Genomic DNA, 23,817 nt, shown 5'->3' with positions numbered 1-23,817 from the left:
CTACTTGGAGATCGCGATATCGGCGAATGCGAACCAGCCCTTTTCAGGTTCCGGCACATAACGGCCTGAATTTCCGGCCAAACCCCGCCGCAGCCCCGTGAAAGCGGCGGCCCCACGGTCGAGCGTGCCCCTGAAGGTGCGGTTATGTGTTGCATTCCCGATACACCTATCCCGGTCACGCGGCAGCACGCTTTCCACCTGTCGCCCAGTCGAACCATTGGTACGTGAGCTTAGATTCCTGAATCGACGTCAATCACAGAGGATGCAGTCATGACCAAACAAAGCGCCGACGCGGATAGAACCCCAACTCCGGATCCGGCGGAAAACAATGCGTATTTCCCGTCCCCCTATTCGCTCCATACGTACACCGCACCCAAATCCGATCTGAGCGATGCCAACTACCCGGACCCCTACAAGGGAGGGAAGTGGAAAGTGCTCATGATCGCGACGGATGAACGGTACGTTCTCATGGAGAACGGCACCATGTTCTCGACGGGTAACCATCCGTGGGAGATGTTGCTACCGATGTATCACATGGCTAAGGCGGGATTTGACATCGAGATTGCGACGTTGTCTGGCAATCCCGCCAAGCTGGAGCTTTGGGCATTTCCAACAGAAGACAAGGAAGTGCAAAGCATCTATCAGCAGTACCTCGCGCAGCTCAAGAGTCCACAGAAGCTGTCTGACGTCATCGAGAAGAAGCTTGGAGATGACTCGGACTACATTGCTGTGTTCATACCGGGAGGGCACGGGGCGCTTGTCGGTATTCCACACAGCAAAGAAGTCAAGTCGGTGCTCAAGTGGGCCATGGCCAATGACAAGTATGTCATTACTCTTTGCCACGGACCGGCATCACTTCTGTCTGCTGCGGTGGGCGAAGCCAAAGAGAACTATATGTACAAGGGATACAAGATCTGTGTGTTTCCTGACTCTATCGACCGACAAACTCCAAATATCGGCTACATGCCAGGCCAGCTCACGTGGCACATCGGTGAGGAATTGAAGAAGCTTGGCGTCGAGATCCTAAATGGCGACATTACTGGCATGACTCACCAGGACCGGAAGCTGATTACCGGCGACAGTCCTTTGGCGTCCAATAATCTTGGCAAGGCGGCCGCCAAGGCACTCCTGAAGGAAGTAGGCGTCACCGTTTGAGTGCACTACTCAGACCGCAGATGCATCGCCTTGCAGTCTGATCCATACCCGAGCGAGTGGGGCGCATTGGCCCCACTCTGCCCTTGATGGTCGTGTTTCGGACGGCTGAGCTAGACAGTTAATGGCCGTTGCTCACACCAGCCAGTCAGATATTCACCCTGTCGATCCTTCAGGTGGGAACCTGACCACCCAGTTCCTTAAGAAGTTTCAAATTGTCCCAGTAGGCGGTCATGCGTGAGATCTTTCCGTCGGAGCCGCACGTGATAATAAACGCGTGCTCCAGGCGAAACGATCGACCCTGGCTGGCAATCCCCATAAATTCTTTTGCTTGTCGTCCACCGATGACGACCTCAACGGTGGCGTAACCTTCGGCGTCTGATGCATACATCCGACTAACGACGTTTGTCAGATCAGGGAATGCGTCGATCAAAGCGCCCCATACTCCCTTTCCTTCTTTCGAGGCCGTACCTCGCATCTCCAAAGGCACGTACTCGACCAATCCGTCAGCTTCGAATAGGTCGACCATGGTTGCCACATCGTGCGATCGGTATGCGGCGAAGAACGTATTTGCAAGCTCTCGGATTTGCATGATGGATCTCCGAAGTGTTGAGGAAAATCCTGCTGCCCCGTAACTCATCAGCACTTGGTTTACCCCCAACTATGATCATTATCCATCTCTCCGCCCTCTCACATAGGGGAAAACCCTCACATGTGGAGCGGCGGATATGGCAGGTTTGCTGTGCCATGCCATAAAGGGCATCTCCAACAGGAGCCCTGTGATTGTCGCCACACGACTTTCACCCGTGTCAGCGTAAAGATGACTATGGCATCGCCGAGGTGCGATGTTGGTCGGCACGTGCCGCTTTAGGCTTGGTTGAAAACACAAGCCGGCGGTATGGTGCAGTTGCCTGAGGGGTCTATTTGGCCGCGCCGGGACCCGTCAAGTGTTCAACCAGCTTCCGCCAACCAAAGATCAAATCACGCTGGATGTCACTTCGGAACATCAACGCTCTGAGATACCTCAATGCGCTTCGCAAGATTCCTTAATTCAGATGGGCATCTTGGACTGGCTGCCAAAGCACGCACAGGGGAGTTCTTTGGTATCGCCGAAAGTTCTCCAGACTTCCCTGGTGATTTGGATCGCCTAGTTGCTTCAGGCCTTGAAGCCATGAAGAACGCAAGTACCACCCTATTAGCAAAGGGGGCGCCGATTCCACATGACGACATTGGACACATCCCGTTGCTGATGCGTTCCGGAAAGATCATTTGTGTCGGCCTGAACTACGCCGAGCATGCCGCAGAGACCCATTTTGAAGCTCCGGAGTACCCGACGATTTTCGCCAGATTTACGACTAGTCTTCTCGGCCACCAATCCACCTTGCAGGTCCCTCTGGAATCCGACCAGCTGGATTACGAAGGGGAGCTGGCCGTCGTCATAGGCCGAGCGGGTCGACGAATTTCGCGACAGTCCGCCCTGTCGCATGTCTGCGGTTACAGCGTGTTCAACGATGCCTCCGTGCGCGACTACCAGATGCGGACGCCGCAGTGGACGCTAGGGAAGAATTTTGACCATACCGGCGCGTTCGGGCCGGAGCTTGTGACAATTGATGAGCTACCGCAGGGTGCATCCGGACTTGTGCTTGAAACCACCCTCAACGACAAGATCGTCCAGAAGGCCAACACCAATCAGCTGATATTTGACGTATCCACCCTAATTGCCCTCTTGAGTGAAGCAATGACTTTGGATCCCGGCGACGTGATCGTCACCGGAACGCCTGGCGGTATTGGCATGACGCGTACACCACCTCTATGGATGAAGCCGGGCGACATCTGCCGCGTGCGTATCGATGGGCTAGGTACACTAATCAATCCTATTGGATCCGAAGCGTGAAGCCCGACGACGACCGTGGCCATTGGTAAGCTTTAAGCCAGTGGCGGTTCGACCTTTTGAGCTACCGCGTTTCGATGCAGCGGTGCCTGCGATTGGCCATCAGCACCACGTTTCCACTCCATCAGGGTGTTATTCAACCCCTTTTCTGCGCAATTCTTACTTACGAGAAAAGCACGCGGACTGCCCTCTCATCCGCTTGTGAGGACCGTAGACCTTGTCTGAGCGCCTAATTTCCGGATCGCAGGAAGCTCGAATGTCTAGCTCGCAGGAGGCAGTTTTGAAAACAAGTCGGGAAGATTGAGCTCGACATCGTACGTCTCGGCGCCGGCGGCGATGGCCGCCTTGATGCGCTCCTGAACCAAATCATTGGCCACGCAGAGATCGGATTCGTGTGCTTCCACAAGTAGCGCCTCAGAAAACGGGGCGTCTGCGCCCATGTCCACTGCTCTTTTGATGTGCTCGATCGCGACTGACGGGTAAGTTGCGATGCGCCTCGCAAGCTTGTCCACAAACGGTCCAAGTTCCGCCGCTGGCAGTGCACGATTGATGTAGCCGTAGTGATCAGCCAGTTCGGCCGAGAAATCTTCGCCTCCCAAGAGTGCCTCCATAGCACGCGGCCGCCCCATTCGGCGCGGCAAACGCTGTGTGCTGCCGCCGCCTGGGACGAGCCCAAACCCCACCTCTGGCTGTCCGAAAATGGCCTTCCCCTTGGCAGCGAAGCACATGTCCGCAGCCAGGGCGATCTCGGAGCCTCCTCCGCGGGTAATGCCTTCAACTTTGGCGATCACTACCTTCGACATGTTGCGCAGGCGCTCCCCGAGCAGCTGGGTCAGGCGAAAACTGCGTGTATTGGAAACCGTCTTTGGCGCCTGCGCTACGCGATGTAGACCAGAGTGAGCGATGAAGAATTTCGGCAGGGCACTCTGTAAAACAATGACGCGAATGTGGGTATCGATCTCCAGTTGTCTGGTGAGGCGATCGAACTCATCCGAAAGCGCCTCGTCAAGTAGATTCAGTGGCGGATGATTCAACGTCACCATTGCAACGCCACTGTCTACTGCGACTTGGATGAGCTTGTATCCCGAGTAGCCGTCGGTTGCGGCTGAAGCCTGGAGCGGCATTGCGCCACTGGTATCATGCGACCCAGTGCTCTCGGCCGCCATCAGGGCAGAGGGTAGGAGCGCAGGGGCGAGGGTTGCGCTACCCATGAACTTGACGAACGAACGCCTTGAAATGCTAGACATAGCGGACTCCTCATGGTTCATCTTGATTGACCGGTTTCGGCAATTGTTTTGCGCCGAAGACGGCCGACGTGCCTGGCTTCCACGGAAACTTCACGTGCAACTTTCATCAGGGTTGGCCGCGAACCTGCTGCATCGCTTCTCCCGCCACGAGTTTGATTGCGGCCGTGGCGCCATACATACGCGACCTCTTTTTACGAGCGCTATTGCCAGTAGCGATTGATCATCCGGCCATCTCGGCGATCGCGGCTTGCGCCTGCGACATCGCAAACAGGGCCCAGCGGTGGCATCAATGCTCAGCGACGATTCAATGGTGTCTGGGCTAGCTCGATCGCAGATGCATTCCCGGCCACCATAGTCTCGCCCTTGGCATCCAATCGACATGAGGGATATCCCCTACTGCTCAACCCGGCAGCCGAGGCTGATTGCGGAAAGGGGGTGCTGACAGAGAGCTGGCTCAGGGATTGCACCCGAATCAAAACTGCAGAGAGCAACCTGACGTGCAGTCATGGCGCGATATAGGTAAGCAAACGGCCTGCAACCATGCCGAAATCCTATAATTGTCTTCGTGAGCAAGCCGCATATTCACGACGAAGCGAAATGACCGCATCAGGGGCTTCGCAGGCGAAGCCCTGACGCTGGAGGACTTTCCCATCAAACTAGCTGGAGGGTGGGAATTCCACGGAATTTTTCTTGTCGCCGGGCGTCTCTTCAAAAACCTTCGCGATGTGATCGATCATCGCACTGACGCGCGCGGTATGTCGCAGGTCTTTGTGGGTCACCATCCATACTTCGTACGCCATTGCGCTGACGCGATCAGGCCATATGCGCACGAGGCCGTCGCGCTCTGCAATTGGAACTGCGAGTTCGCCAAGACCGAGACCTGCGCCTACGGCCGCGCGCAACAGCAGGCTCGAATTCAGCCCCGAGACAATTCGGCCCGCATGAATAGGCTCTCCCACGAACGTGAGCAGCCGGCGCGCCTGCATGTGCGGTAGGTAGCAGACCAGGTCGTGCCCTTCAAAGCTTTCCCCTGGGACAGGCTCTCCATGCCGCTCAAGATAGTCGACCGACGCATAGAGTCCCACTGGCCACACAGCGAGCCGGCGCGTGAGAAGATCGGGATTATCAGGCTTGATCGTACGAACCGCGATGTCGGCTTCCCGCCTCGCCAGATTCTGCACCTGAGTTGACGTGTCGAGCAGTACGCGCACATTTGGATGCTCGTCATGGAGGTGTCGGATCGCTGACATCACGAATTCGAGCCCAATCGCATCCGTCGTCGTCACGCGGACTTCGCCCGCCAGGCGCTCGTCCACGCCCTGGGTTTGTCGTACGAGATCGATTGCTGACTGCTCCATTTTTTCTGCCCACCGCAAGGCGACCTCGCCGACCGGGGTCAGCACGTACCCATTGGACGTGCGTAAGAAGAGCGTCGCGCCGAGCGCACGCTCGAGCGCTGCCAGGCGTCTACCGACCGTGGCTTGATCGAGGCCGACCAGTCGTGCGGCGCCTCGCAGGCTGCGCTCCCGATAGATAGCGAGAAAGATTCGAGTGTCATCCCAGTTCAAGGACGAGCCCTCCGCTTCGATGCAATTTTGCATCAGTGGACGTGAAAATCGCTGCGCGATTTCATCATTGGCCAAGCATATGCTTCCCCTCGCCAAAAATCCCTTAGCTTCTTCGGAGGTTTCCCATGTTAGACACCATGCCCATCCTGCCCGCCGAAATGACGGCCATTGAAATTAGCCGACCTGGCGGCCCGGAGGTCCTGGTGCCAAGGCAGCGCCCAGTGCCGACCCCGGGCCACGACGAAGTGTTGATCCGCATTCACGCCGCGGGCGTGAATGGCCCCGACGTGTTCCAGCGAAAGGGCCAGTACAACCCACCGCCGGGCGCATCGGACATCCCGGGGCTCGAAATTGCCGGTGAGGTCATCGCCGTAGGGTCCGCCGTAAATCGCTTTTCCCAAGGTGACATGGTCTGTGCGCTCGTGACCGGCGGCGGATATGCAGAATATGCAGTCGCCAATCACAACGTCACGATGAAACTACCTATTGGCCTCGGCGTGGCAGAGGCTGCGGCGATGCCAGAAACATTCATGACCGTATGGCTCAATCTTATCCAGCGCGGCAAGTTGAAGGCTGGCGAATCGGTACTAATTCACGGTGGAGCGTCTGGAATTGGGACGGCCGCGACGATGATTGCGAAAGCCATGGGCGCTTCGAAGGTCATCACCACCGTGGGGTCGGACGCACATCGTGAAGCTAGCGTGCGCCTCGGGGCAAACCACGCGATCAATTACCTTGAAGACGACTACGTGACAAAGGTGGAAGAATTCACGCATGGCAAGGGTGTGGACGTCATTCTCGACATCATTGCGGGAGATTACGTGGCCCGAAACCTCCAGGCCGCAGCCATGAATGGGCGCATCTTGCAGGTCAGCGTGCTAAAGGGGCCGGCAAAGGAGCTTGACCTATGGCCATTGATGACCAAGCGCCTCGCACTCATCGGCTCAACGCTACGTTCGCGCACCTACGAGGAAAAGGCCGCCATCATTGCCGATCTCGAGGCGCATGTTTGGCCCCTCATCGAAAGTGGCAAAATTAAGCCCCAGGTATATCGGTCCTTTGCGCTTGAGGATGCGCGCTCTGCTCACGCGCTGATCGACTCGGGCATACATTTTGGCAAGATCGTGCTCACTACCGCCGCGCAGCGCTCTGTATGACCTGACCAGATAACGAGCCACGGCGATATGACCATCGACCTGCACGCTCACGACGGTAAGCCAGATTTGGATTAATGCCCAACGGCTGCAATGGACATATTTCGCGTGGATGTGCGTGTCCTTCCCTAGGCGGTCTCTATTGGACCGCCTAGGGGAAACAAGAAGCCACTGAGCAGGTAGCGCCGGGTTTCCTAGGGGAAATAGGAAATTTTCAGGTGATTTGTCTAGGTCTTTCTAGGGGAAATAGGAAGGCCTCGAATCCTAGGTTGCGTTCGGTGAAGCGGCCAAGGTTTTCGCTCTCCACGCCCCCCTGATGACGTCGATTTGAAACTCGTCGTTAGTTGTTCGCGTCGATCTATGGTCGAGCGTGCTACAGATAAGTGGCTGCTTGGGAAGCCAACTTCACGCTTTGCTCGCACCTCGCGCGCCACGATGACTCACGCTTTCGTTCGATCGTGTTGGGGAGCGCCATGTCGAACAAACCTCGCTCTACACAGCGCCGTGAGTTTCTCCGAAAGTCGCTCGTTGTCGTGCCGGCGATCGGCCTATTGGGCCCAGCGTCGCTTTCGCAAGCGCGGAGTGCATCGATTGCATTCACCGAAGCCGCATACACGCCACGTTACTTCACTGCCCCAGAGTGGCAATTTCTGCAAGCTGCGGTTGACCGGCTAATTCCTTCCAACGAAGACGGTCCAGGGGCACTCGAATCGGGCGTTGCTGAGTTTATTGATCGCGAGATGGAGACCGCGTACGGCCATGGCGGGCTCTGGTATATGCAGGGACCGTTTACGCCCGAAGCACCGCCAACGCTCGGTTACCAATTGCGGTTTACTCCGCGTGAACTTTATCGTGCCGCCATTGCTGCAGTAGATGGGTGGTGCAAAAAGCAACATAACATGGTGTTTGCGTCACTCGCGCAAGAAATGCGCGATGAGGTACTTCATCAGCTGGAGAAGGGCCAGATTGTGCTGGAGGCAGTACCTTCCCAGATCTTCTTCGCGCAGTTGCTTCAGAACACCAAGGAAGGCTATTTCGCCGATCCCATGTATGGCGGAAACAAGCAGATGGGCAGCTGGAAAATGATTGGCTTTCCCGGTGCCCGCGCCGACTTTGCCGACTGGGCTGAGCAGCCGGGAAAAGTGTATCCCATTGGCCCTGTATCGATTCGCGGAGACAAGTCATGATCCGCATGAAGTCGGTCGATGTGGTGATCATTGGGTTTGGTTGGACCGGTGCGATCATGGGCATCGAGCTGAGCGATGCTGGCGTGAGCGTACTTGCGCTCGAGCGCGGTGATTACCAGGACACATCGCCGGATTGGGCCTATCCGAATATTGCCGACGAATTGGCATACGGCATCCGGGGTAAGTTGTTCCAGCCATTGGCGCGGGAGACGGTCACTGTCCGCCATGCAGTTGGCGACACGGCGGTACCCTACCGTCAATACGGATCATTCCTACTTGGTAACAACGTGGGTGGTGCGGGTACGCACTGGAACGGCCAGCACTACCGCCCCTCTCCGGAAGATTTGGAGTTCCGAAGCCATATCCGTAATCGTTATGGCGAACGATTCATGCCGGCAGATATGCAAATTCAAGACTACGGCGTTACATACGATGAGCTCGAGCCGTTTCTTGAGAAGTTTGAGTATGTGTGCGGAACCTCCGGTCGCGCAGGCAATCTCAACGGTCGCCTCCAGGAGGGCGGGAACCCCTTTGAAGGACAGCGCAAGAAGGAATATCCCAATCCGCCGGTTGCCGACGGCTACGGTGCCAAGCTGTTTGCCGACGCGGCGCGCACGCTGGGTTACCACCCCTTTCCGCAACCAGCATCAAATGCATCGCGGCCATACACCAATCCATACGGCGCCCGCCTCGGACCATGCAATCTATGCGGCTATTGCGAACGATTCGGTTGCTTCATGTACTCCAAGGCATCGCCGCAGACCACTATCTTGCCCATCCTAATGCGCAGACCAAACTTTTCTCTGCGTACCAATAGCCACGTTACGCGAATCAACCTCGACTCCACTGGCAGGCGCGCCACCGGCGTGACTTATATCGACGCCAAGGGGCAGCAAGTGGAGCAGCCGGCAGATCTGGTCATCGTAGCCGCATTCCAGATGCATAACGTACGGCTGATGCTCCTTTCCGGTATTGGTCGGCCTTACGACCCGGCCACCGGCGCGGGCGTCATCGGAAAGAATTACGCCTACCAAATGATGAGCAGCATCGGCGTGTTCTTCGATAAGGATGTTGCCATCAACCCCTTCATTGGAGCAGGCGCCGGGGGCGTCCAGATTGTCGACGACTTCAATTCCGATCACTTCGATCATGCCAGCCATGGCTTCATTGGCGGAGCGTATATCTTCGGTGGGCAAACAGGCGGCAGGCCGATTCAGCAGCTAAGTGTTCCACCTGGCACCCCGTCGTGGGGCGCTGCTTGGAAGCGTGCGGCAAAGGACAGCTACCTGCATTCCACCACGGTGGCTACGCACGGCTCAGTGATGTCCTATCGCGATCGATACCTGGACTTGGACCCTACGTACAAAGACGCGTTTGGACTTCCATTGCTTCGCATAACCTTCGACTGGCACGAAAACGAGTACAAGATGTCGCGCTTTGTGACCGACCGCGCGAAGGATATCGTCGATCAGATGAAGCCCAAGGCTTCGTCTTTGAATTTACGCAAGCCCGGAGATCATTACGACATCCGCCAATATCAGACCACGCATACCACCGGAGGCGTGATTCAGGGTAATGATCCAAGTACAAGTGCATTGAATCGATTCCAGCAGAGCTGGGATGTACCTAACGTGTTCGTGACGGGCGCGTCGGCGTTTCCGCAGAATCTCGGGTATAACCCGACAGGCCTGATCGGCGGCCTCACCTATCTGTCAGCCAAGGCCATACGCGAGATCTACCTCAAGCGCCCGGGCCCATTGGTGCAAACATGACTGCTCGGCTAGCTCCCCTATTCCGTCGCAACGCCTTGTGGCGCGTGATCATGGTTCTGATCGCGCTACTTTTATTGGCGTGGCTGGTGACGCTTTTGGTTCCGCGAGGCGGGGATGCGACCGCCACGGCCCCCCCACCAACGGAAGAGCAAATTAGGCAGGGAGAATATCTGGCGAAGCTAGGCGATTGTGTGGCTTGTCACACAGCGAAGGATGGCAAACCTTTCGCGGGAGGGCTACCCATCGCGTCGCCCATTGGCGTCATCTATAGCACCAACATTACTCCTGACCGCGACACTGGTATCGGCAGGTATAGCTATGGTCAATTCGAGCGTGCCGTGCGGCGTGGCGTTGCCGCTTCGGGAGACACGCTCTATCCGGCCATGCCATACCCCTCATATGCGAAGGTGAGCGACGAAGACGTCCAGGCGCTGTACGCCTACTTTTTACATGGTGTGGCGCCGGAGAAACAGGAAAATCACCGCAACGGCATCACTTGGCCACTCTCAATGCGCTGGCCGCTCACGTATTGGCGTTGGTTATTTGGACCAAACGTCACTTCACCGCAAACGGCTTTAACACTAACTCCGGAGCAGCAGCGTGGTGAATACCTCGTCGAGGGGCTCGGCCATTGTGGCGCCTGCCATACCCCGCGGTCCGTGACATTGCAGGAGAAGGCGCTTGGCACGTCCGGCGGTTTGGTGTACCTCAGCGGCGGCGAAAGCGACAATTGGATTGCACCTAGTCTGAGGGGAGAGAGTGAGAGCGGACTCGGTAATGTCAGCGCAGACGATCTTGTCGTCTTGCTTAAAATGGGGCGAAGCGATCGCAGTGCCATCTTTGGTGGGATGGCTGATGTAGTGCAACACAGCACCCAGTACATGAATGATGAGGATCTCCGCGCTGTCGCCCTCTTCCTGAAATCGCTCCCACCCGAGAGAAAGGAGGCCACATTGGTCTATGACCAAGCGACGCAAAGCGCGCTACATGCGGGTAACGTCAGTGCGCCTGGATCCCAGCTCTACCTTGATAATTGCGCGACCTGCCACCGCACAGATGGTCGAGGTTATGTACAGGTCTTCCCAGCATTAGCAGACAATCCATTGCTCAATAGCGACAACCCGGATTCATTGATTCGCCTGGTGCTGCAGGGCGGCACGATGCCCTCGGGACGAGATGCACCGACGCAGTTCAGTATGCCTGCTTTTCGCAATCGCTTAAGTGATGCGCAAGTGGCAGCGTTGCTTACCTTCGTGCGCTCCAGCTGGGGAAATCGTGGCGGTCCGGTGGATCCCCGTCAGGTGGCGCGCCTGCGCGCACTTCCGTCTACTGACGAGACTATGATGAGTAGTTACGATCCCCGAATGAAGCATCCTTAGGGTGTGGTCATCCGTGAGTTGGGGATCAATTTCTCCTGGTGCGCATCCTGACGAGGAGGACCAGAGGTCGTCGGTGAAGTAGGCTGTCAATGGTAAACGGAGCGGGTGCGTCATGAGCCTCTCGAGAGGAGAGCTGTCGGAGACATTCAATCTGCTGGAGGTTGAGCTGACCAAGCTTGAGGTGGAAGGGCAGCCCGAGGAGGCTCTGTGGGACGCGTTCGAGCGAATGGTTCAAATGCCATCGCTCGCCATCGATCAGCGAGACCGCGTCTGGTGGTGGGAGCAGGTCTACTCGATGATGGAGCGACACTCCCTGACCGAATTGAGTCGCAGGCGGACTGTTCGGGAGTTTCCCTGAAGACAATGAACACCTCGCTGAGATGTCCCTCAATAGCCGGAATACCAGCTTTACAATGTTCACCTTGGGGCAAATGGGCGCTCGCCCTACCCCCGAAGCGCGTCCGAATCACCAGCCTCAAATGGCGATCAAGGCGGGTCGACCCAGCTCGATGAATTTAAACGGGTATTAGTGTTTCTTCGTGAGGCAAATGCAGTGCGCCGCTGACTTCTCGTCCACAACAAGGACATCATCGATGCTTACCGCCAGCGACCTTCTCTCCGTAGACGCCTGATCTGAAGGTGTGCGCGCAACCTGTGACTGGTTGACGTTGCCCCGAATTCGCCCCTGGCCCGAGCTATCGGATGCACCTACTCACATCCCCGTGCTGGACGATCCGTGGCGCCGCTGCAGCTAGACGCAGCGGGACGGAACGGTCGCAAGAGAGCGGGGTGTTCCCTGGGTGGTGCGGGCTACGCCGTTCGCCCTTTACCACTGGATTGCCTACCAATACCGCCCGGTAGGTTGTCGATCGTGTTCATAGCCGCTACTGGTCACGGCTGCGATGGAGACGTTGCTCCGGTCGGTCCGCTTTCGTTTGCTGTCTGGCTTATGATTTGTAAAGGAGAAGGAAGGCTTGCCACCCCCTGTTCTTCATCTCGCCCCAATGTCGGCTGGCTCGTACACATGGGTTTACTGTGCGCATCCGCAGGAAGTCCACCACCAGGACCGGAAAACTCTTCCGCGTAGGGCTTTGCGCCAGCCTTGATGGTTTCCAATGATTGGCAAATCACGGCAACCGTGCCCGCATGAAGAAGCGCTCCAGTCTTCGCGTCCACAACTTGATAGCGTGCATGCACCGCCGCATGCATCACAAGATCATATGTTCCCCACCAGTGAGTGTATGTCCCTCGATCGACGGCACTACTGCCCAGATCTACTTGGAGCACAAGATTCTTGTTGATCGCTGCATTCTGGCGATACATCGCTGCCTGGTAGGCCTCATCTGCAAGCATGGCAGCAGACATTTCTCCAGGATCTTTCTCTGGATCAGTGGCGGGAAGTGCGCTGTCGAGGTTTACCGTAAGTTTGGTGGAGACGCTGCCAATGTCGTCATCCAGGTCTGTCAGGGCTTTCTTGATCGCCGAGCATTTCTGTGGCGTCGCTGGGCCAAGCGCATTTAACTTTGCATTAATCTCGCTCTTCAATTTGCTTAGTTTACCTCGTACATCTTCTGCGCGAGTCTCGATATCGTCGCTCGCGCCATCGGGCAATTTGGCTACTAAGCCTCTAGCCTCCATGGACTGCAAGACGTCCGCCATCAAGTCGTCGGAAACCAACCCGCTAGCCGAGTCGGGTGACATCGACACTGTTGGCGCAAACGACTTCGCTATCGCAACTACTCCGGTGCCTAGAGCCCCAACAGCCGTTACCCAAGCATTCGCATGAAGCAGTGGTGTAAAGACAGGTGCAGCCGCTTCAGTCGTCGCCCCGGTGGACGATGTACTGTTAGCTAGGGCTTCATACGCCGAGCCGTAATTGTTCTTGAGGGCATCGATAACCCTTTCGTCGAGGACTTTATTTGTTGCAGATGACCACACCATGGCCTGGCGAGGTATCACGTGAGCGGGCTGTGGAATGATTGGGGTTGGTGTCGAGCATGCTGTGCTGTCAATGCCGCGGATTTCCTGTTGTGCTTTGGAAAATCCGCGACTAGCTTCATCGAATTGCTCGACTATCTTTCTGCCTCTCAGGGATGCGGCACGAAAGGTTTTCCAGTTGCTAATCAGGCAGGAGTTGCCCTGGCTGCATAGATTCTTTACCGCATAGGCGATTTCGTAGCCCGCCCGTTGAGCGGCGACGCTCGCCAGCCAGGATGCCACCTCGGCGTCGCCGCCTTTGCTGTTTTGCTGAGTGGACTCATCCTTGGATTTGTTTGTCGTTTCTTGTTTAACGTCGGCATTCTGATCAGATTTCGAGCCTCCCACTTTGCTCGAAACGTTTGTATTCTTCCCCGCGCCATTCGACAGGCCATTGGCTTGCATAGGAATCAACGCCAAGGCAAGCAGCGCGAGAACTGGCAACTTATCTAAACGATGCATTGCAACGACCTCCCGACTTGAACGCCAATGGCCGCGATAAAGCCGCTGAACGTCATTTCAAACAACTGGCCGAAAGTTGGGTGTATTTGATGCTGGTTCTGTGTTGAATGAGGCAGGGATGTCGCTCACAGGCGGCTCTGGAGTTTAGGCTGCTTGCTCCAGGTTTTGAGTGGAATGTCGTCATGCACCTGGCAGCGCTTCTTCCAATGGAGCAATAGCGCCTCGCGTGGGCGCGAGGCTGATGCTCCATCCATACTCCACTTTATGGGCCAGGGATGGTAGCTCCTGGGGTCAGGTAGGCAATGCTTCGCCCCCGGCGCCTGCAACAGTGCAAAACTATCGAGTGCAACACCTCGAACTTACCCGTTGCGCGCAGGCCGGGCGTGGCGCAACACAGCGCCCCGCGTTCGCGCGCAACGGCATAAGAGGCACCATGCGCTCAAATTCCTCACAGGAACTAGAATTCCGAAGGCGCAACGGCATCCACAACTACCAAGAATGTACAATTATTGATAATTGGAACTATAGTCAGTTTCCGAATTGGGTTCGTACTGGCGATAAGTGATGATTGTCGTGGGTAGACGCCCTGTGGTCGTGCACGAGCACTGGATGTCCAGTGGGTTTGCCGGCACCGACCTCGATACGCTTTGCAGCCGAGCCTGGCTACGAGGCAACCGTCATCAGGGATGCCGTTGGAAGTTTCGGGGGCGTGGAGATGGATGCCACGCAGCCTTTTGTTCGCACCTGGCCTTAGCTGCCGCACCTGGCTACCTGGGGGCCATCCCGTGAAGCCGCCGCAAGCCCTCCATCAGTCGCTGAAAAAGCCCTTCCCTCCCCATTGCCTGGGCGGGGATTTCTCTAAGGACCTCCGCCTCCCGCGCCTGAACCTCCAGCATGTCGCTGAGCATGGTTTTCGCGAGATCCGGAAACTGCTGCAGCAGAGGTGTAATCGCATCCTTGTCGAGTCGAAGGATCGAGACGCTGCTCAGCGCGCGCAGCCTGATCGAGCTGCTGACGCCGGCGAGAATGCTTGATCGACCAACCGCATCCCCGGGCCCCAATCTTCTTAGCTCGATGTTCTCTCCTTCGTGCGGAGCCAGGAGCACGGCAACCCCTGATGCCACGATACACAGGGCCCGTTCCTGATCCGGGCAATCGGACTTGGCGTCGTAGATCATCTCTCCAGCGGAAAACTGCTGCCTCAGGGAGGCTGCAGCCAATTGCCCGATCTGAGCCTCGCTCAAGGACTTGAACATTTCGATATGGCGGAGAAGCCTCTCCGGATCGCTCATGAATTCACCACCCTGCTGCTCCTGCCCCAAGCAGATGCCATGGGCATTCAGATGACGATGCACCTGATCCACCATTTCGTTCTGGGTGGTCGCCTTCCTGTCGGCCGACGCAACATAGGCCTGGATCTCGTACTCGATGTACTTTCGGTGCACCTCCAGCGCGGTGATCACCGGCCCGGGATCGGCCAATAGTTCAGAAGCACTTCTGACTGCATCTTCGAGCGCAGAGATAACTACCGCAGGGCGGATCGTTGGCGATATGCGAATCCGCATGGTCAGTCCATGAATCTGCGGTGGCCGACTCAGGTTGACTATGTTGGCTTTGGCAGCAGCGCTGTTGGGCACCTGGACAAAATTCCCCTGGCTGTTCAACAAGGTCGTCGCCCGCCAGTTTCTCTCCACGACCTTGCCCTGGATGTCACCGATCGCCACCGTGTCGCCCAGCTGGAATGGCTGGGTGGCACTGAGTACCAGACCTGAAAATACGTCACTGAGCGTGCTCTGGACGGCAAGACCAAGAATGATTGCCAAGGCGCCCGATGTGGCGAGCAACCCGCCGAGGGGAAGTTCCAGAACATAAGCCACGGCGGCCACCGCCGCCGCCAGAAAAACGATGGCTCGCAGCAGGTCCTGAAACAATCGCTCCCGGTGCAACGCCGAGGGCAGCACAATTCTTCCGAGAACCGCGGCTGAGATCTGTGCGGCCTGCAGCCACCAGAGAAATTCGAGCCCTTGCGCCAGGATGTGCCGTACGGGTTGATCCGCCCAGGGCGCCACCTGAAAGGGACTGATCGGCACAGTCCACAACACATAGCTAAGAAGCAGGAAAAGCGCCGACCGAATCCCGAGGCGCGCCAGCTCATGGTTGAGCTTCAGGAAGCGCCAGGTCAGGAAGTCTATGAGCAGGACGCCGAAGCCAAATATCATGCCGCGATCAATGGGATTCATGGCAGCTCAGACCCGGAAAGTTAAGCGCGATCCGTCACCCTTGCCTTCGCATCCAACGATAGGGCAAGACATCTTGCCACTCATGTTGGCGCCAACGGCATCCCCGGCGAGGAGTCAACTCAAACCAGTCAGGAAATCCGGCAGTCGGTGTATTGATCTGACGCGGCCGCGTCGACTTTCGTAGACCGCGCTGGATGCCCCCTGACCCTTCTCCGTCATAGACGCTCCAGTCACGCACCTTAAGGCTCAATATGCCTTTAAGGTCAAGCCATCCAGACGAGTTACAAAGATGAAACGCAGGCCGAAACTGCTCTGGCGAGCGTCAACGCGTGGGCGAGCGACGGGCTTCAGGTGTCACTGCATGATGCGCGGAGATGGCGTTCCGCTCATGGAGGCGATCCAACACCCACTGGGTTCGATCGACACAACCGAGGTTCTTGGGCCGGTTCCTGATGTCTTCGTCTGCCATGAGCAGTCGGGCCTTGTTTGAGTCCAGGCGCGTTTGCAACGACTCGATCTCAACCATCTTCCGCTCAATCACGCTCGGCCATTCCTCCTGATGCCAACCAGCGCCCAGCGTGATCGGCAGCAAGTGGCGGATGTCATCAAGTAAGAAACCTGCAGCCTGGGCGCATGCAATGACACTCAGGATCGACACCACGTCGGGAGGGTAATTGCGATGGCCATGGGCCTGACGCTCGACCGTCCGCAGCAAGCCACTGGCCTCATAAAAGTGGATGCGGGAGGCGCTCAGACCGCTTAGTTTTGCCGGCTCTCCGATCTTCATCAGTTACATCGATGAAACAGTTGACATTGAAGTCAACTTTAAGCCTACAGTCGAACGGCGGTCCAACAAGGCGGCACGATGAATGGGCTCGACCAGCGAGTACCTCTGCGGCTCGAATCATTCGAGCCGCCCATCCAGGTCGTCCCCTGGATTTCCTTGGCGGACGTTTGCCTTGCGAAAAACAGCGGCACCCTCCCCTCGTTCTGCATACCTCGTTGCCTCAACCATCGGCGACCAGGTTCCTTCTCATCCTTTTCCATCAAGGAGCAACACTCGACCACTCACCAGCAGCCATCAGCAATGTGTGCCTTCGACCGATAACTGATACCTCACTTGGGAGTAGCGACCATGGGATACGTCACAACGAAAGATGGCGTTGACATCTTCTACAAGGACTGGGGTCCGAAGGACGCCCCGGTCATCTTCTTTCACCATGGCTGGCCACTCAGCGCGGACGACTGGGATGCCCAGATGCTCTTTTTCCTGCAGCACGGCTTTCGTGTCATCGCGCATGATCGGCGAGGCCACGGCCGATCCAGCCAGGTATGGGATGGGCACGACATGGATCACTACGCCGACGACGTGGCGGCGGTCGTCAAACACCTCGGCGTACAAAAGGCGGTTCACGTCGGGCATTCCACGGGCGGCGGCGAAGTCATCCACTACGTTGCGCGGCACGGCGAAGACAAGGTCGCCAAAGCTGTCCTGATCAGCGCCGTGCCACCCATCATGGTGAAGACGCCAAACAATCCGGGCGGCCTGCCCAAGAGTGTCTTCGACGACCTCCAGGCAAAGCTGGCCGCCAACCGCGCCCAGTTCTACCACGATGTACCGGCGGGGCCGTTCTATGGTTACAACCGGCCGAATGCGAAGCCTTCCGAGGGCATCATCTGGAACTGGTGGCGCCAGGGCATGATGGGCAGCGCCAAGGCCCACTACGATGGCATCGTCGCCTTTTCGCAGACCGACTTCACGAACGACCTGAAGGGCGCCACGCTTCCCGTGCTGGTAATGCATGGCGACGACGATCAAATCGTCCCCTACGAGGATGCCGGCGTGCTTTCCGCCAAGTACGCCAGGAACAGCACCCTGAAGATCTACAAGGGCTTTCCGCACGGTATGCCCACCACCGAAGCAGAGACCATCAACGCGGATCTCCTGGCGTTCATTCGCAGCTAGCCGGCGGATCCCTGTCGCTCACCGGCGCTTGTGGAAACCGTGGGCTGCCCATCGGCGGCCCATCGCCCTTTTCAACGGTGGCTGAGTTAAGAGGGGGCACTTGCCCATGGCTCGATGGCCTTATCGAGGCGTTTGATCGTGCGCATGGACGGGTGTAGCGCCGCATCATCACGAGAGGAGTGTTGTCATGAGTGACAAAGACAAGGTCGACATCGTCAGCCAGTCCCGCCGCAGAGTGGTCGTTGGCGCGGGCGTGGTGGCTGCCGCTTCTGTTGCGCTGCCCCTGCTTTCTTTCACGGACGCAGCGAGCGCGGCGACACCGGAGAAGCCGGCACACCCGTCGGCGAGTGGCCGGCAAGAAGGGAACAAGATCGTCACGAAAGACGGCGTCGAGATCTTCTACAAGGACTGGGGCAAGGGCCAGCCCATTGTCTTCAGTCATGGCTGGCCGCTGTCCGCGGATGACTGGGATGCCCAGATGCTGTTCTTTGTCGAACACGGCTTCCGGGTAATCGCCCATGATCGTCGAGGTCACGGGCGCTCCACCCAGACGGCCGATGGCAACGACATGGTTCACTACGCCGCCGATCTGGCGGCCCTGACGGAAGCGCTCGAACTGAGGGACGCCATCCACATCGGGCATTCCACCGGTGGTGGCGAGGTGGCGGCCTACGTTGCACGACACGGCATGCAGCGCACCGCCAAGATCGTGCTGGTTGGCGCAGTGCCTCCGGTCATGGTGAAGAGCGCAAGCAATCCGGGCGGAACGCCCATTGAAGTCTTCGATGGCTTCAGGAAGCAGCTCGCCGCCAACAGGGCCCAGTTCTTTCTCGACGTGCCGTCGGGTCCGTTCTACGGATTCAACCGACCGGGCGCCAAAGTGTCCGAAGGCATCATTCGCAATTGGTGGCGCCAAGGCATGATGGGTGGAATCAAGGCGCACTACGACTGCATCAAGGCGTTCTCGGAAACGGATTTCACCGAGGATCTGAAGAAGATCACCCAGCCCGCCCTGGTGCTGCACGGCGACGACGATCAAGTGGTTCCGTACAAAGATGCCGGCGTGCTGTCCGCCAAGCTCCTGAAGAACGCCAAGCTGAAGATCTATCCGGGCTACCCGCACGGCATGCTGACGACCAACGCAGATGTCCTCAACGCGGACATCCTGGCGTTCATCAAGGGCTAGGCGTCAAGGCGGACTCTCCGCGGAGAGTCCGCCTTTACCACCACCCGACCACTCACCTGCCCTCACCCGCCGCTGAAACTCCCGGAGCGGCGCAGAAGCCAGCCCGCGCATCGCGCAGGGCGCGGCCACCTTTCCCACTGCGCTCGCTCATGCAGCCGGCTGTTGGGCGGGCGAGCCCTTTGCACCCACGCGCTTCAGCTGATCCGCCATCCAGCGGCGGTATTGCCGCGTGCGACAAGCCGTTGAGACCTGCTGCACCACAAGTGCGCGCAACGGCGAGACCTTCGGATTGGGCGACTTGCCCATGCTGATCTTGCGCAGTTGAAACTTGACCGCGGCCATGTTGGCGAGCGACGCAAGCGGCTTGTTCTTCCAGGTGATCGGCGCCAGCTCAGGCGTGTTGTTGGCGCCCATGCGCCAGTCGGCAGGCAACTGCGGATCGATCGCCAGCGCGGTTCCGATGCCCACCATGTCCACGCCGCTCTGAATGACCGCCTCGGCAACCTGCCGGCGTCGAATGCCACCGGTCACCATTACCGGCATGGCGGCCACCTTGCGGATATCGCGCGCGAACTCGACGAAGTAGGCTTCACGCGCGAGCGTGCGCCCATCTCTTGCCTGCCCTTGCATGGCCGGCGCTTCGTAGCTGCCACCCGAGAGCTCCACCAGATCCACGGACAACGGGTTCAGCAGGGCGACCACCTGCCTGGCGTCTTCCGCACTGAATCCACCGCGCTGGAAGTCGGCCGAGTTGAGCTTGACGGCCACGGCAAAGGTCGGCGATACGACCGCCCGCACAGCGGTGACGATCTGCAGAAGCAGCCGCGCACGATTCTCCAGCGTGCCGCCCCATTGATCGGTTCGACGGTTGCTCAGCGGCGAGAGAAACTGGCTCAGCAGGTAGCCGTGCGCCGCGTGGATCTCCACGCCGGTAAATCCCGCGCGCTCAGCCAGGCTTGCCGTGCGGGCGAAACGCTGGATGACCTCTTCAATCTGCTCCTGCGTCATGGCCTTCGGCGTGTTAAAGCGCTTGGACAACTTTCCCAGGTCCAGCGCCACCGCGGAGGGCGCCAAGGTCGGCTGGCCCAGATTGGCCTGCATCTGCCGACCCGGATGATTGATCTGCAGCCAGAACTGGGCGCCCTTCTCCCGCCCGATCTGCGCCCAGCGCTTGAACTGATCCAGGTGGCTAGCGTCTTGCAGCACCACGCCGCCGGGCCCCGTCATCGCGCGGCCATCGACCATAACGTTACCGGTGATCAAAAGCCCCGCGCCCCCGTTGGCCCAGGCCTGGTACAGGCGCATCAGGGGTTCGGACGGCGCCTGGTTGGCGTCGGCCATGTTTTCTTCCATCGCGGCCTTGGCGATGCGGTTGGGGATGCTCGATCCATTGGGGAGAGCGAGCTTGTCGAACAGGTTCATGGGGTGACCTCTCATAGGCAATGGCTTAACTATAAAGTTAAAGTTAACTTTAATGTCAAGCCCCAATGGCCCGCTTATTCCCTTCTCCTGGCCTCGTTCAACCGTGAGTCACCGGAGATAACCCTTGACAGTCTTGTCGGGCACAGGCTTAAAGTTGACTTGCAGGTCAACGTTTCTCGATGCGATGTATGAAAATTGGTGAATTGGCAAAACTGAGTGGCCTAAGCGCCTCACGTATCCGCTTCTATGAGGCCAGCGGCCTGATCCATGCCGTCGACCGCAAAGCCAACGGCTACCGCGATTACCCGCCCGAAGCAGCCGCGATGCTGGACATCATCGCCAGCGCCCAGAGCGCCGGGTTCACGCTGGACGAAATTCGCCACCTGCTCCCGATTGCCTCCAAGGGCCACTGGCAGCACGAGGAGCTCCTGGAAGCGATCCAGCGCAAAGTGGTCGAGATCGAGGCCATGCAAAAGCGCCTGGAAGCGACCAAGGCCCAACTCCTGACGGCCTACGAAAGCATCAAGAACCGCCCCGAAGACCTCAGCTGCATCGACCGGGCCAAATGGGTGATGGAACGCCTCCACGGAGACGGGATAGCTCCGAGCCCAAGCGCCACACACAAACCGCCCAAGCCCCGCCGTTCCTCCGGGGGCTGAACCGCCCTGGCCGGGCAGCTTGACATTAAAGTTGAATTGAACCTTAGAGTTGTGGAGCTGGGGCACTCGAAACCCGGCCTTTCTCCCTCTCTAAGGTCATGGCGTACATGGAAAGGCGGTTCACTCAGGTCAACTACGGTCCTTACCTTGTTCCGGTACGGGAAGGCGGGTATTACGACCGCTTTCGGATGAACCCGAATCTGGACGAAGTCGCCCGCGATCCCGCCGCCGGCAACATCGATTTCTTTCGCCGCATTCCCAAGCAGCAGGTGCCCTCCCGCGTGGGCCCAACCTGGGCGCCGAACTTCTACTATCGAACCAGCAACGTCCAACTCCTGATGCAGGCGCCGCTTGCACGGCTGCGCGCCATGCTTCCGGCACCCCTGGAACCTTTGCGCGCCCTGCCCGGCACCGGCCTGGTGGCGCTGACGTTCTTTTCGTATGCGGTCTGCGATAACGACCCCTATGACGAGGCGTCGATCGCCGTAGTAATCCGCCGACCCGGCGCCACGGGCTCGCCAACACGGGAGTTGCTGTCTTCCATGCGGCGACGCAGCTTCTGCGCGCATGTGCTGGCCCTGCCGGTCACGACCGAAATTGCACGCGTGCGTGGCGTCCAGGGCTATCAATTGCCCAAGTGGCTCGCGGATATGGACGTCTCGATCGATGACGAGGTTCGCGCATGCATGTACGGCCCGGACGGCAGGCCCGACCTTTCCGTTCGCTCGCCGCTTCCCGCCCTCCGGCGTGTCACCCCTCAGTCCCGCATGAGCACCGCCACCATGGTCCATCAGATCGACGGGGCCTGGCATCAAACGGTTGTGCAGACCAATACGCTGGCCTTTGCCCAGCGCCTGTTTCCTCAGGACGTGGAACTCCTGCGTCAAGGCGGCCCCATGAGCCAGCTGCTGGACGGACTGGGCGCATCAAGGATCGTTCGATACGACGTGATCAAGGACGCCCAGGTGGTGTTGAACATGCCCACACCGCTGAACGCCTTCGATCCGCATTGAATCCGTTTTCGTTGCCGTTGCCCGACAGGTGCATCATGACGCTCGCCCCAGAAGCCACTTCCCAGATTGACGCTGCAGCCCTGCTGACTCGGCAGCGCGCCGCTTTTCTCCGCGAAGGCGCCCCGTCGATCCAGCAGCGAAAAGATCACCTCGCCCGCCTGCGCGCCGCGGTGCTGGCCTACCGCGACGAACTGGAGGCAGCCGTGAGCGCCGATTTCGGACACCGCTCGCGACACGAGACGGCGGTGATGGAACTGGTCGGCGTGATCCAGTCCGTCGATTACCTGACCCGGAAACTGCGCCGCTTCATGAGGCCCGAACGTCGACATGTCGCCTTCACCTACCGCAGCGGCAAGGCTTACGTAGAACACCAGCCCAAGGGCGTCATCGGCGTGATGGCGCCGTGGAACTATCCGATCTCGTTGACGCTCATCCCGTTGGCGACGGCCCTGGCCGCAGGCAATCGCGCGATGCTCAAGCCCTCGGAACTGACGCCGCGCACCAGTGACGTATTGAAAAAACTGCTGACCGAGACGTTTCGCCCCGATGAAGTGGCGGTGGTGCTCGGCGGGCCGGAGGTGGGTGCGGCATTCAGCGGCCTGCCCTTCGACCATTTGCTGTTCACGGGAAGCACGCAGGTGGGTCGCAAGGTGATGAAGGCTGCCAGCGACCATCTTGTACCCGTCACTCTGGAACTGGGCGGCAAGAGCCCGACGGTGGTGGCGCGCGGCCAGGTCAACGAACGCACCATGGGAAGCATTGTCTTCGGCAAGCTGGCCAACGCCGGGCAGACCTGCGTGGCTCCCGACTATGCGCTGGTGCACGAAGATGATGCCGAAGCATTCATCACGCAGTTCGATGCCACGGTACGCCGCTTCTATCCGGCTGGCCCCACCAGCGCGGACTACACATCCATCGTCAGCCACGGTCACTACGAGCGCCTGAAAAATCTGCTCGAGGATGCACGTGGAAAAGGTGCGCGGGTGATCAAGGCGGGCAATCATCCGGAGCACGCCGCCAATCGCGTGCGCACGCTTGCCCCCACGCTGGTTGTCAGTGCCGGTGACGAGGCCGCCATCATGCAGGAGGAGATCTTCGGCCCCATCCTGCCAGTGCGAACCTATCGGACGATGGGCGAAGTCATCGATTACATCAATGCCCGCCCCCGGCCACTGGCGCTCTACTACTTCGGAAACCGTGATGCCGACGGCGAAGAACTGCTGGCCCGCACCACCTCGGGCAATGTCGGCATCAACAACACCATGATGCACGTTGCGCAGGATGACCTGCCCTTCGGAGGCATCGGGCCGAGCGGCATGGGTGCGTATCACGGCATTGAAGGCTTCCGGGCGATGAGCCACGCCAAGGGCGTGTTCATCCAGGGCCGCTGGAACCTGCCGAGCCTGCTCCGGGCGCCGTTCGGCAAATTCATGGATCTGGCCCTGGCGGCGACACTCAAATCCAGGCGACTGCCGCCTCCCGAAACACCGGCCCCGGGGCTGCATCAAGGGGCTTGATGCTCCAGGGTTGATGAAGCCCTGG

General features: G+C 58.6%; 19 protein-coding genes. 12 read left to right on the top strand and 7 right to left on the bottom strand.

The features are described 5' to 3' along the window. Positions 1–270 precede the first annotated feature (270 nt). Positions 271–1,155: a glyoxalase III HchA gene (gene hchA, locus HY57_RS12860; protein ID WP_019467160.1), complete on the top strand. Its 885-nt coding sequence runs from the start codon at positions 271–273 to the stop codon at positions 1,153–1,155. Between the two features lie 169 nt (positions 1,156–1,324). Here the strand turns inward: hchA and HY57_RS12855 are convergent, their stop codons facing one another. After that, positions 1,325–1,744 (bottom strand): nuclear transport factor 2 family protein, encoded by a 420-nt coding sequence (locus HY57_RS12855; protein ID WP_019467161.1) that lies wholly within the window; start codon positions 1,742–1,744, stop codon positions 1,325–1,327. 435 nt (positions 1,745–2,179) lie between these two features. On the opposite strand from HY57_RS12855, the gene HY57_RS12850 reads away from it, so the two are divergent. Next, positions 2,180–3,046, top strand: coding sequence for a fumarylacetoacetate hydrolase family protein (locus HY57_RS12850; protein ID WP_026034255.1), 867 nt, complete (start codon positions 2,180–2,182; stop codon positions 3,044–3,046). Between the two features lie 257 nt (positions 3,047–3,303). Here HY57_RS12850 and HY57_RS12845 read toward each other — a convergent pair whose 3' ends face one another. Both HY57_RS12845 and HY57_RS12840 read right to left on the bottom strand, forming a co-directional pair. Beyond that, on the bottom strand, positions 3,304–4,290 hold the full coding sequence (locus HY57_RS12845) for an enoyl-CoA hydratase/isomerase family protein (protein ID WP_019467163.1): 987 nt from the start codon (positions 4,288–4,290) through the stop codon (positions 3,304–3,306). 656 nt (positions 4,291–4,946) lie between these two features. Continuing rightward, entirely contained in the window at positions 4,947–5,933 is a 987-nt protein-coding gene (locus tag HY57_RS12840; protein ID WP_200873879.1) for a LysR family transcriptional regulator, read from the bottom strand. A 50-nt stretch (positions 5,934–5,983) separates the two neighbouring features. On the opposite strand from HY57_RS12840, the gene HY57_RS12835 reads away from it, so the two are divergent. The 5 genes from HY57_RS12835 to HY57_RS12815 all read left to right on the top strand — a co-directional run bounded on the left by HY57_RS12835 (position 5,984) and on the right by HY57_RS12815 (position 11,708). Further along, a complete protein-coding gene (locus HY57_RS12835; RefSeq protein ID WP_019467165.1) occupies positions 5,984–7,015 on the top strand; it encodes an NAD(P)H-quinone oxidoreductase in 1,032 nt (343 codons plus the stop codon). 470 nt (positions 7,016–7,485) lie between these two features. Then, positions 7,486–8,199 (top strand): gluconate 2-dehydrogenase subunit 3 family protein, encoded by a 714-nt coding sequence (locus HY57_RS12830; protein ID WP_026034257.1) that lies wholly within the window; start codon positions 7,486–7,488, stop codon positions 8,197–8,199. Beyond that, a complete protein-coding gene (locus HY57_RS12825) occupies positions 8,196–9,971 on the top strand; it encodes a GMC family oxidoreductase (RefSeq protein WP_019467167.1) in 1,776 nt (591 codons plus the stop codon). The genes HY57_RS12830 and HY57_RS12825 overlap by 4 nt, the downstream gene beginning before the upstream one ends. A 50-nt stretch (positions 9,972–10,021) precedes the next feature. Beyond that, a complete protein-coding gene (locus HY57_RS21240; protein WP_085931567.1) occupies positions 10,022–11,350 on the top strand; it encodes a cytochrome c in 1,329 nt (442 codons plus the stop codon). 112 nt (positions 11,351–11,462) lie between these two features. Then, a complete protein-coding gene (locus HY57_RS12815) occupies positions 11,463–11,708 on the top strand; it encodes a hypothetical protein (protein ID WP_019467169.1) in 246 nt (81 codons plus the stop codon). Between the two features lie 533 nt (positions 11,709–12,241). Here the strand turns inward: HY57_RS12815 and HY57_RS21610 are convergent. The 3 genes from HY57_RS21610 to HY57_RS12800 form a co-directional block, all read right to left on the bottom strand. Then, positions 12,242–13,789 carry a hypothetical protein gene (locus HY57_RS21610; RefSeq protein WP_144240819.1) on the bottom strand — a complete coding sequence of 516 codons (1,548 nt, stop codon included), beginning with the start codon at positions 13,787–13,789 and terminating at the stop codon, positions 12,242–12,244. Between the two features lie 767 nt (positions 13,790–14,556). Beyond that, entirely contained in the window at positions 14,557–16,029 is a 1,473-nt protein-coding gene (locus tag HY57_RS12805; protein ID WP_026034258.1) for a mechanosensitive ion channel family protein, read from the bottom strand. Positions 16,030–16,351: 322 nt separating this feature from the next. After that, positions 16,352–16,816 carry a MerR family transcriptional regulator gene (locus HY57_RS12800; RefSeq protein ID WP_019467172.1) on the bottom strand — a complete coding sequence of 155 codons (465 nt, stop codon included), beginning with the start codon at positions 16,814–16,816 and terminating at the stop codon, positions 16,352–16,354. Between the two features lie 348 nt (positions 16,817–17,164). On the opposite strand from HY57_RS12800, the gene HY57_RS12795 reads away from it, so the two are divergent. Continuing rightward, the gene (locus HY57_RS12795; protein WP_019467173.1) at positions 17,165–17,995 is read left to right on the top strand and encodes an alpha/beta fold hydrolase; all 831 of its coding nucleotides are present in this window, start codon (positions 17,165–17,167) and stop codon (positions 17,993–17,995) included. Between the two features lie 187 nt (positions 17,996–18,182). Then, a complete protein-coding gene (locus tag HY57_RS12790; protein WP_019467174.1) occupies positions 18,183–19,181 on the top strand; it encodes an alpha/beta fold hydrolase in 999 nt (332 codons plus the stop codon). A 147-nt stretch (positions 19,182–19,328) separates the two neighbouring features. Here HY57_RS12790 and HY57_RS12785 read toward each other — a convergent pair whose 3' ends face one another. Then, a complete protein-coding gene (locus HY57_RS12785) occupies positions 19,329–20,603 on the bottom strand; it encodes an NADH:flavin oxidoreductase/NADH oxidase family protein (protein WP_019467175.1) in 1,275 nt (424 codons plus the stop codon). Between the two features lie 188 nt (positions 20,604–20,791). Here HY57_RS12785 and HY57_RS12780 point away from each other — a divergent pair, with 188 nt between their 5' ends. The 3 genes from HY57_RS12780 to HY57_RS12770 all read left to right on the top strand — a co-directional run bounded on the left by HY57_RS12780 (position 20,792) and on the right by HY57_RS12770 (position 23,792). After that, positions 20,792–21,262, top strand: coding sequence for a MerR family transcriptional regulator (locus HY57_RS12780; protein ID WP_038579797.1), 471 nt, complete (start codon positions 20,792–20,794; stop codon positions 21,260–21,262). A gap of 107 nt (positions 21,263–21,369) precedes the next feature. Then, entirely contained in the window at positions 21,370–22,275 is a 906-nt protein-coding gene (locus HY57_RS12775; protein ID WP_026034259.1) for an acetoacetate decarboxylase family protein, read from the top strand. A gap of 35 nt (positions 22,276–22,310) precedes the next feature. Then, positions 22,311–23,792 (top strand): coniferyl aldehyde dehydrogenase, encoded by a 1,482-nt coding sequence (locus HY57_RS12770; protein ID WP_019467178.1) that lies wholly within the window; start codon positions 22,311–22,313, stop codon positions 23,790–23,792. Positions 23,793–23,817 lie beyond the last annotated feature (25 nt).

The organism is Dyella japonica A8 (assembly GCF_000725385.1).
GTDB classification, from domain to species: Bacteria; Pseudomonadota; Gammaproteobacteria; order Xanthomonadales; family Rhodanobacteraceae; genus Dyella; species Dyella japonica_C.
This window is presented reverse-complemented; position numbering and strand designations above follow the sequence as displayed.

Bases quoted from the DNA above. Each gene is read 5' to 3' on its own strand.
- hchA (WP_019467160.1), top strand. From the start codon at position 271: ATGACCAAACAAAGCGCCGACGCGGATAGAACCCCAACTCCGGATCCG.
- HY57_RS12855 (WP_019467161.1), bottom strand. From the start codon at position 1,744: ATGCAAATCCGAGAGCTTGCAAATACGTTCTTCGCCGCATACCGATCG.
- HY57_RS12850 (WP_026034255.1), top strand. From the start codon at position 2,180: ATGCGCTTCGCAAGATTCCTTAATTCAGATGGGCATCTTGGACTGGCT.
- HY57_RS12845 (WP_019467163.1), bottom strand. From the start codon at position 4,290: ATGTCTAGCATTTCAAGGCGTTCGTTCGTCAAGTTCATGGGTAGCGCA.
- HY57_RS12835 (WP_019467165.1), top strand. From the start codon at position 5,984: ATGTTAGACACCATGCCCATCCTGCCCGCCGAAATGACGGCCATTGAA.
- HY57_RS12830 (WP_026034257.1), top strand. From the start codon at position 7,486: ATGTCGAACAAACCTCGCTCTACACAGCGCCGTGAGTTTCTCCGAAAG.
- HY57_RS12825 (WP_019467167.1), top strand. From the start codon at position 8,196: ATGATCCGCATGAAGTCGGTCGATGTGGTGATCATTGGGTTTGGTTGG.
- HY57_RS21240 (WP_085931567.1), top strand. From the start codon at position 10,022: ATGGTTCTGATCGCGCTACTTTTATTGGCGTGGCTGGTGACGCTTTTG.
- HY57_RS12815 (WP_019467169.1), top strand. From the start codon at position 11,463: ATGAGCCTCTCGAGAGGAGAGCTGTCGGAGACATTCAATCTGCTGGAG.
- HY57_RS21610 (WP_144240819.1), bottom strand. From the start codon at position 13,789: ATGCATCGTTTAGATAAGTTGCCAGTTCTCGCGCTGCTTGCCTTGGCG.
- HY57_RS12805 (WP_026034258.1), bottom strand. From the start codon at position 16,029: ATGAATCCCATTGATCGCGGCATGATATTTGGCTTCGGCGTCCTGCTC.
- HY57_RS12800 (WP_019467172.1), bottom strand. From the start codon at position 16,816: ATGAAGATCGGAGAGCCGGCAAAACTAAGCGGTCTGAGCGCCTCCCGC.
- HY57_RS12795 (WP_019467173.1), top strand. From the start codon at position 17,165: ATGGGATACGTCACAACGAAAGATGGCGTTGACATCTTCTACAAGGAC.
- HY57_RS12790 (WP_019467174.1), top strand. From the start codon at position 18,183: ATGAGTGACAAAGACAAGGTCGACATCGTCAGCCAGTCCCGCCGCAGA.
- HY57_RS12785 (WP_019467175.1), bottom strand. From the start codon at position 20,603: ATGAACCTGTTCGACAAGCTCGCTCTCCCCAATGGATCGAGCATCCCC.
- HY57_RS12780 (WP_038579797.1), top strand. From the start codon at position 20,792: ATGAAAATTGGTGAATTGGCAAAACTGAGTGGCCTAAGCGCCTCACGT.
- HY57_RS12775 (WP_026034259.1), top strand. From the start codon at position 21,370: ATGGAAAGGCGGTTCACTCAGGTCAACTACGGTCCTTACCTTGTTCCG.
- HY57_RS12770 (WP_019467178.1), top strand. From the start codon at position 22,311: ATGACGCTCGCCCCAGAAGCCACTTCCCAGATTGACGCTGCAGCCCTG.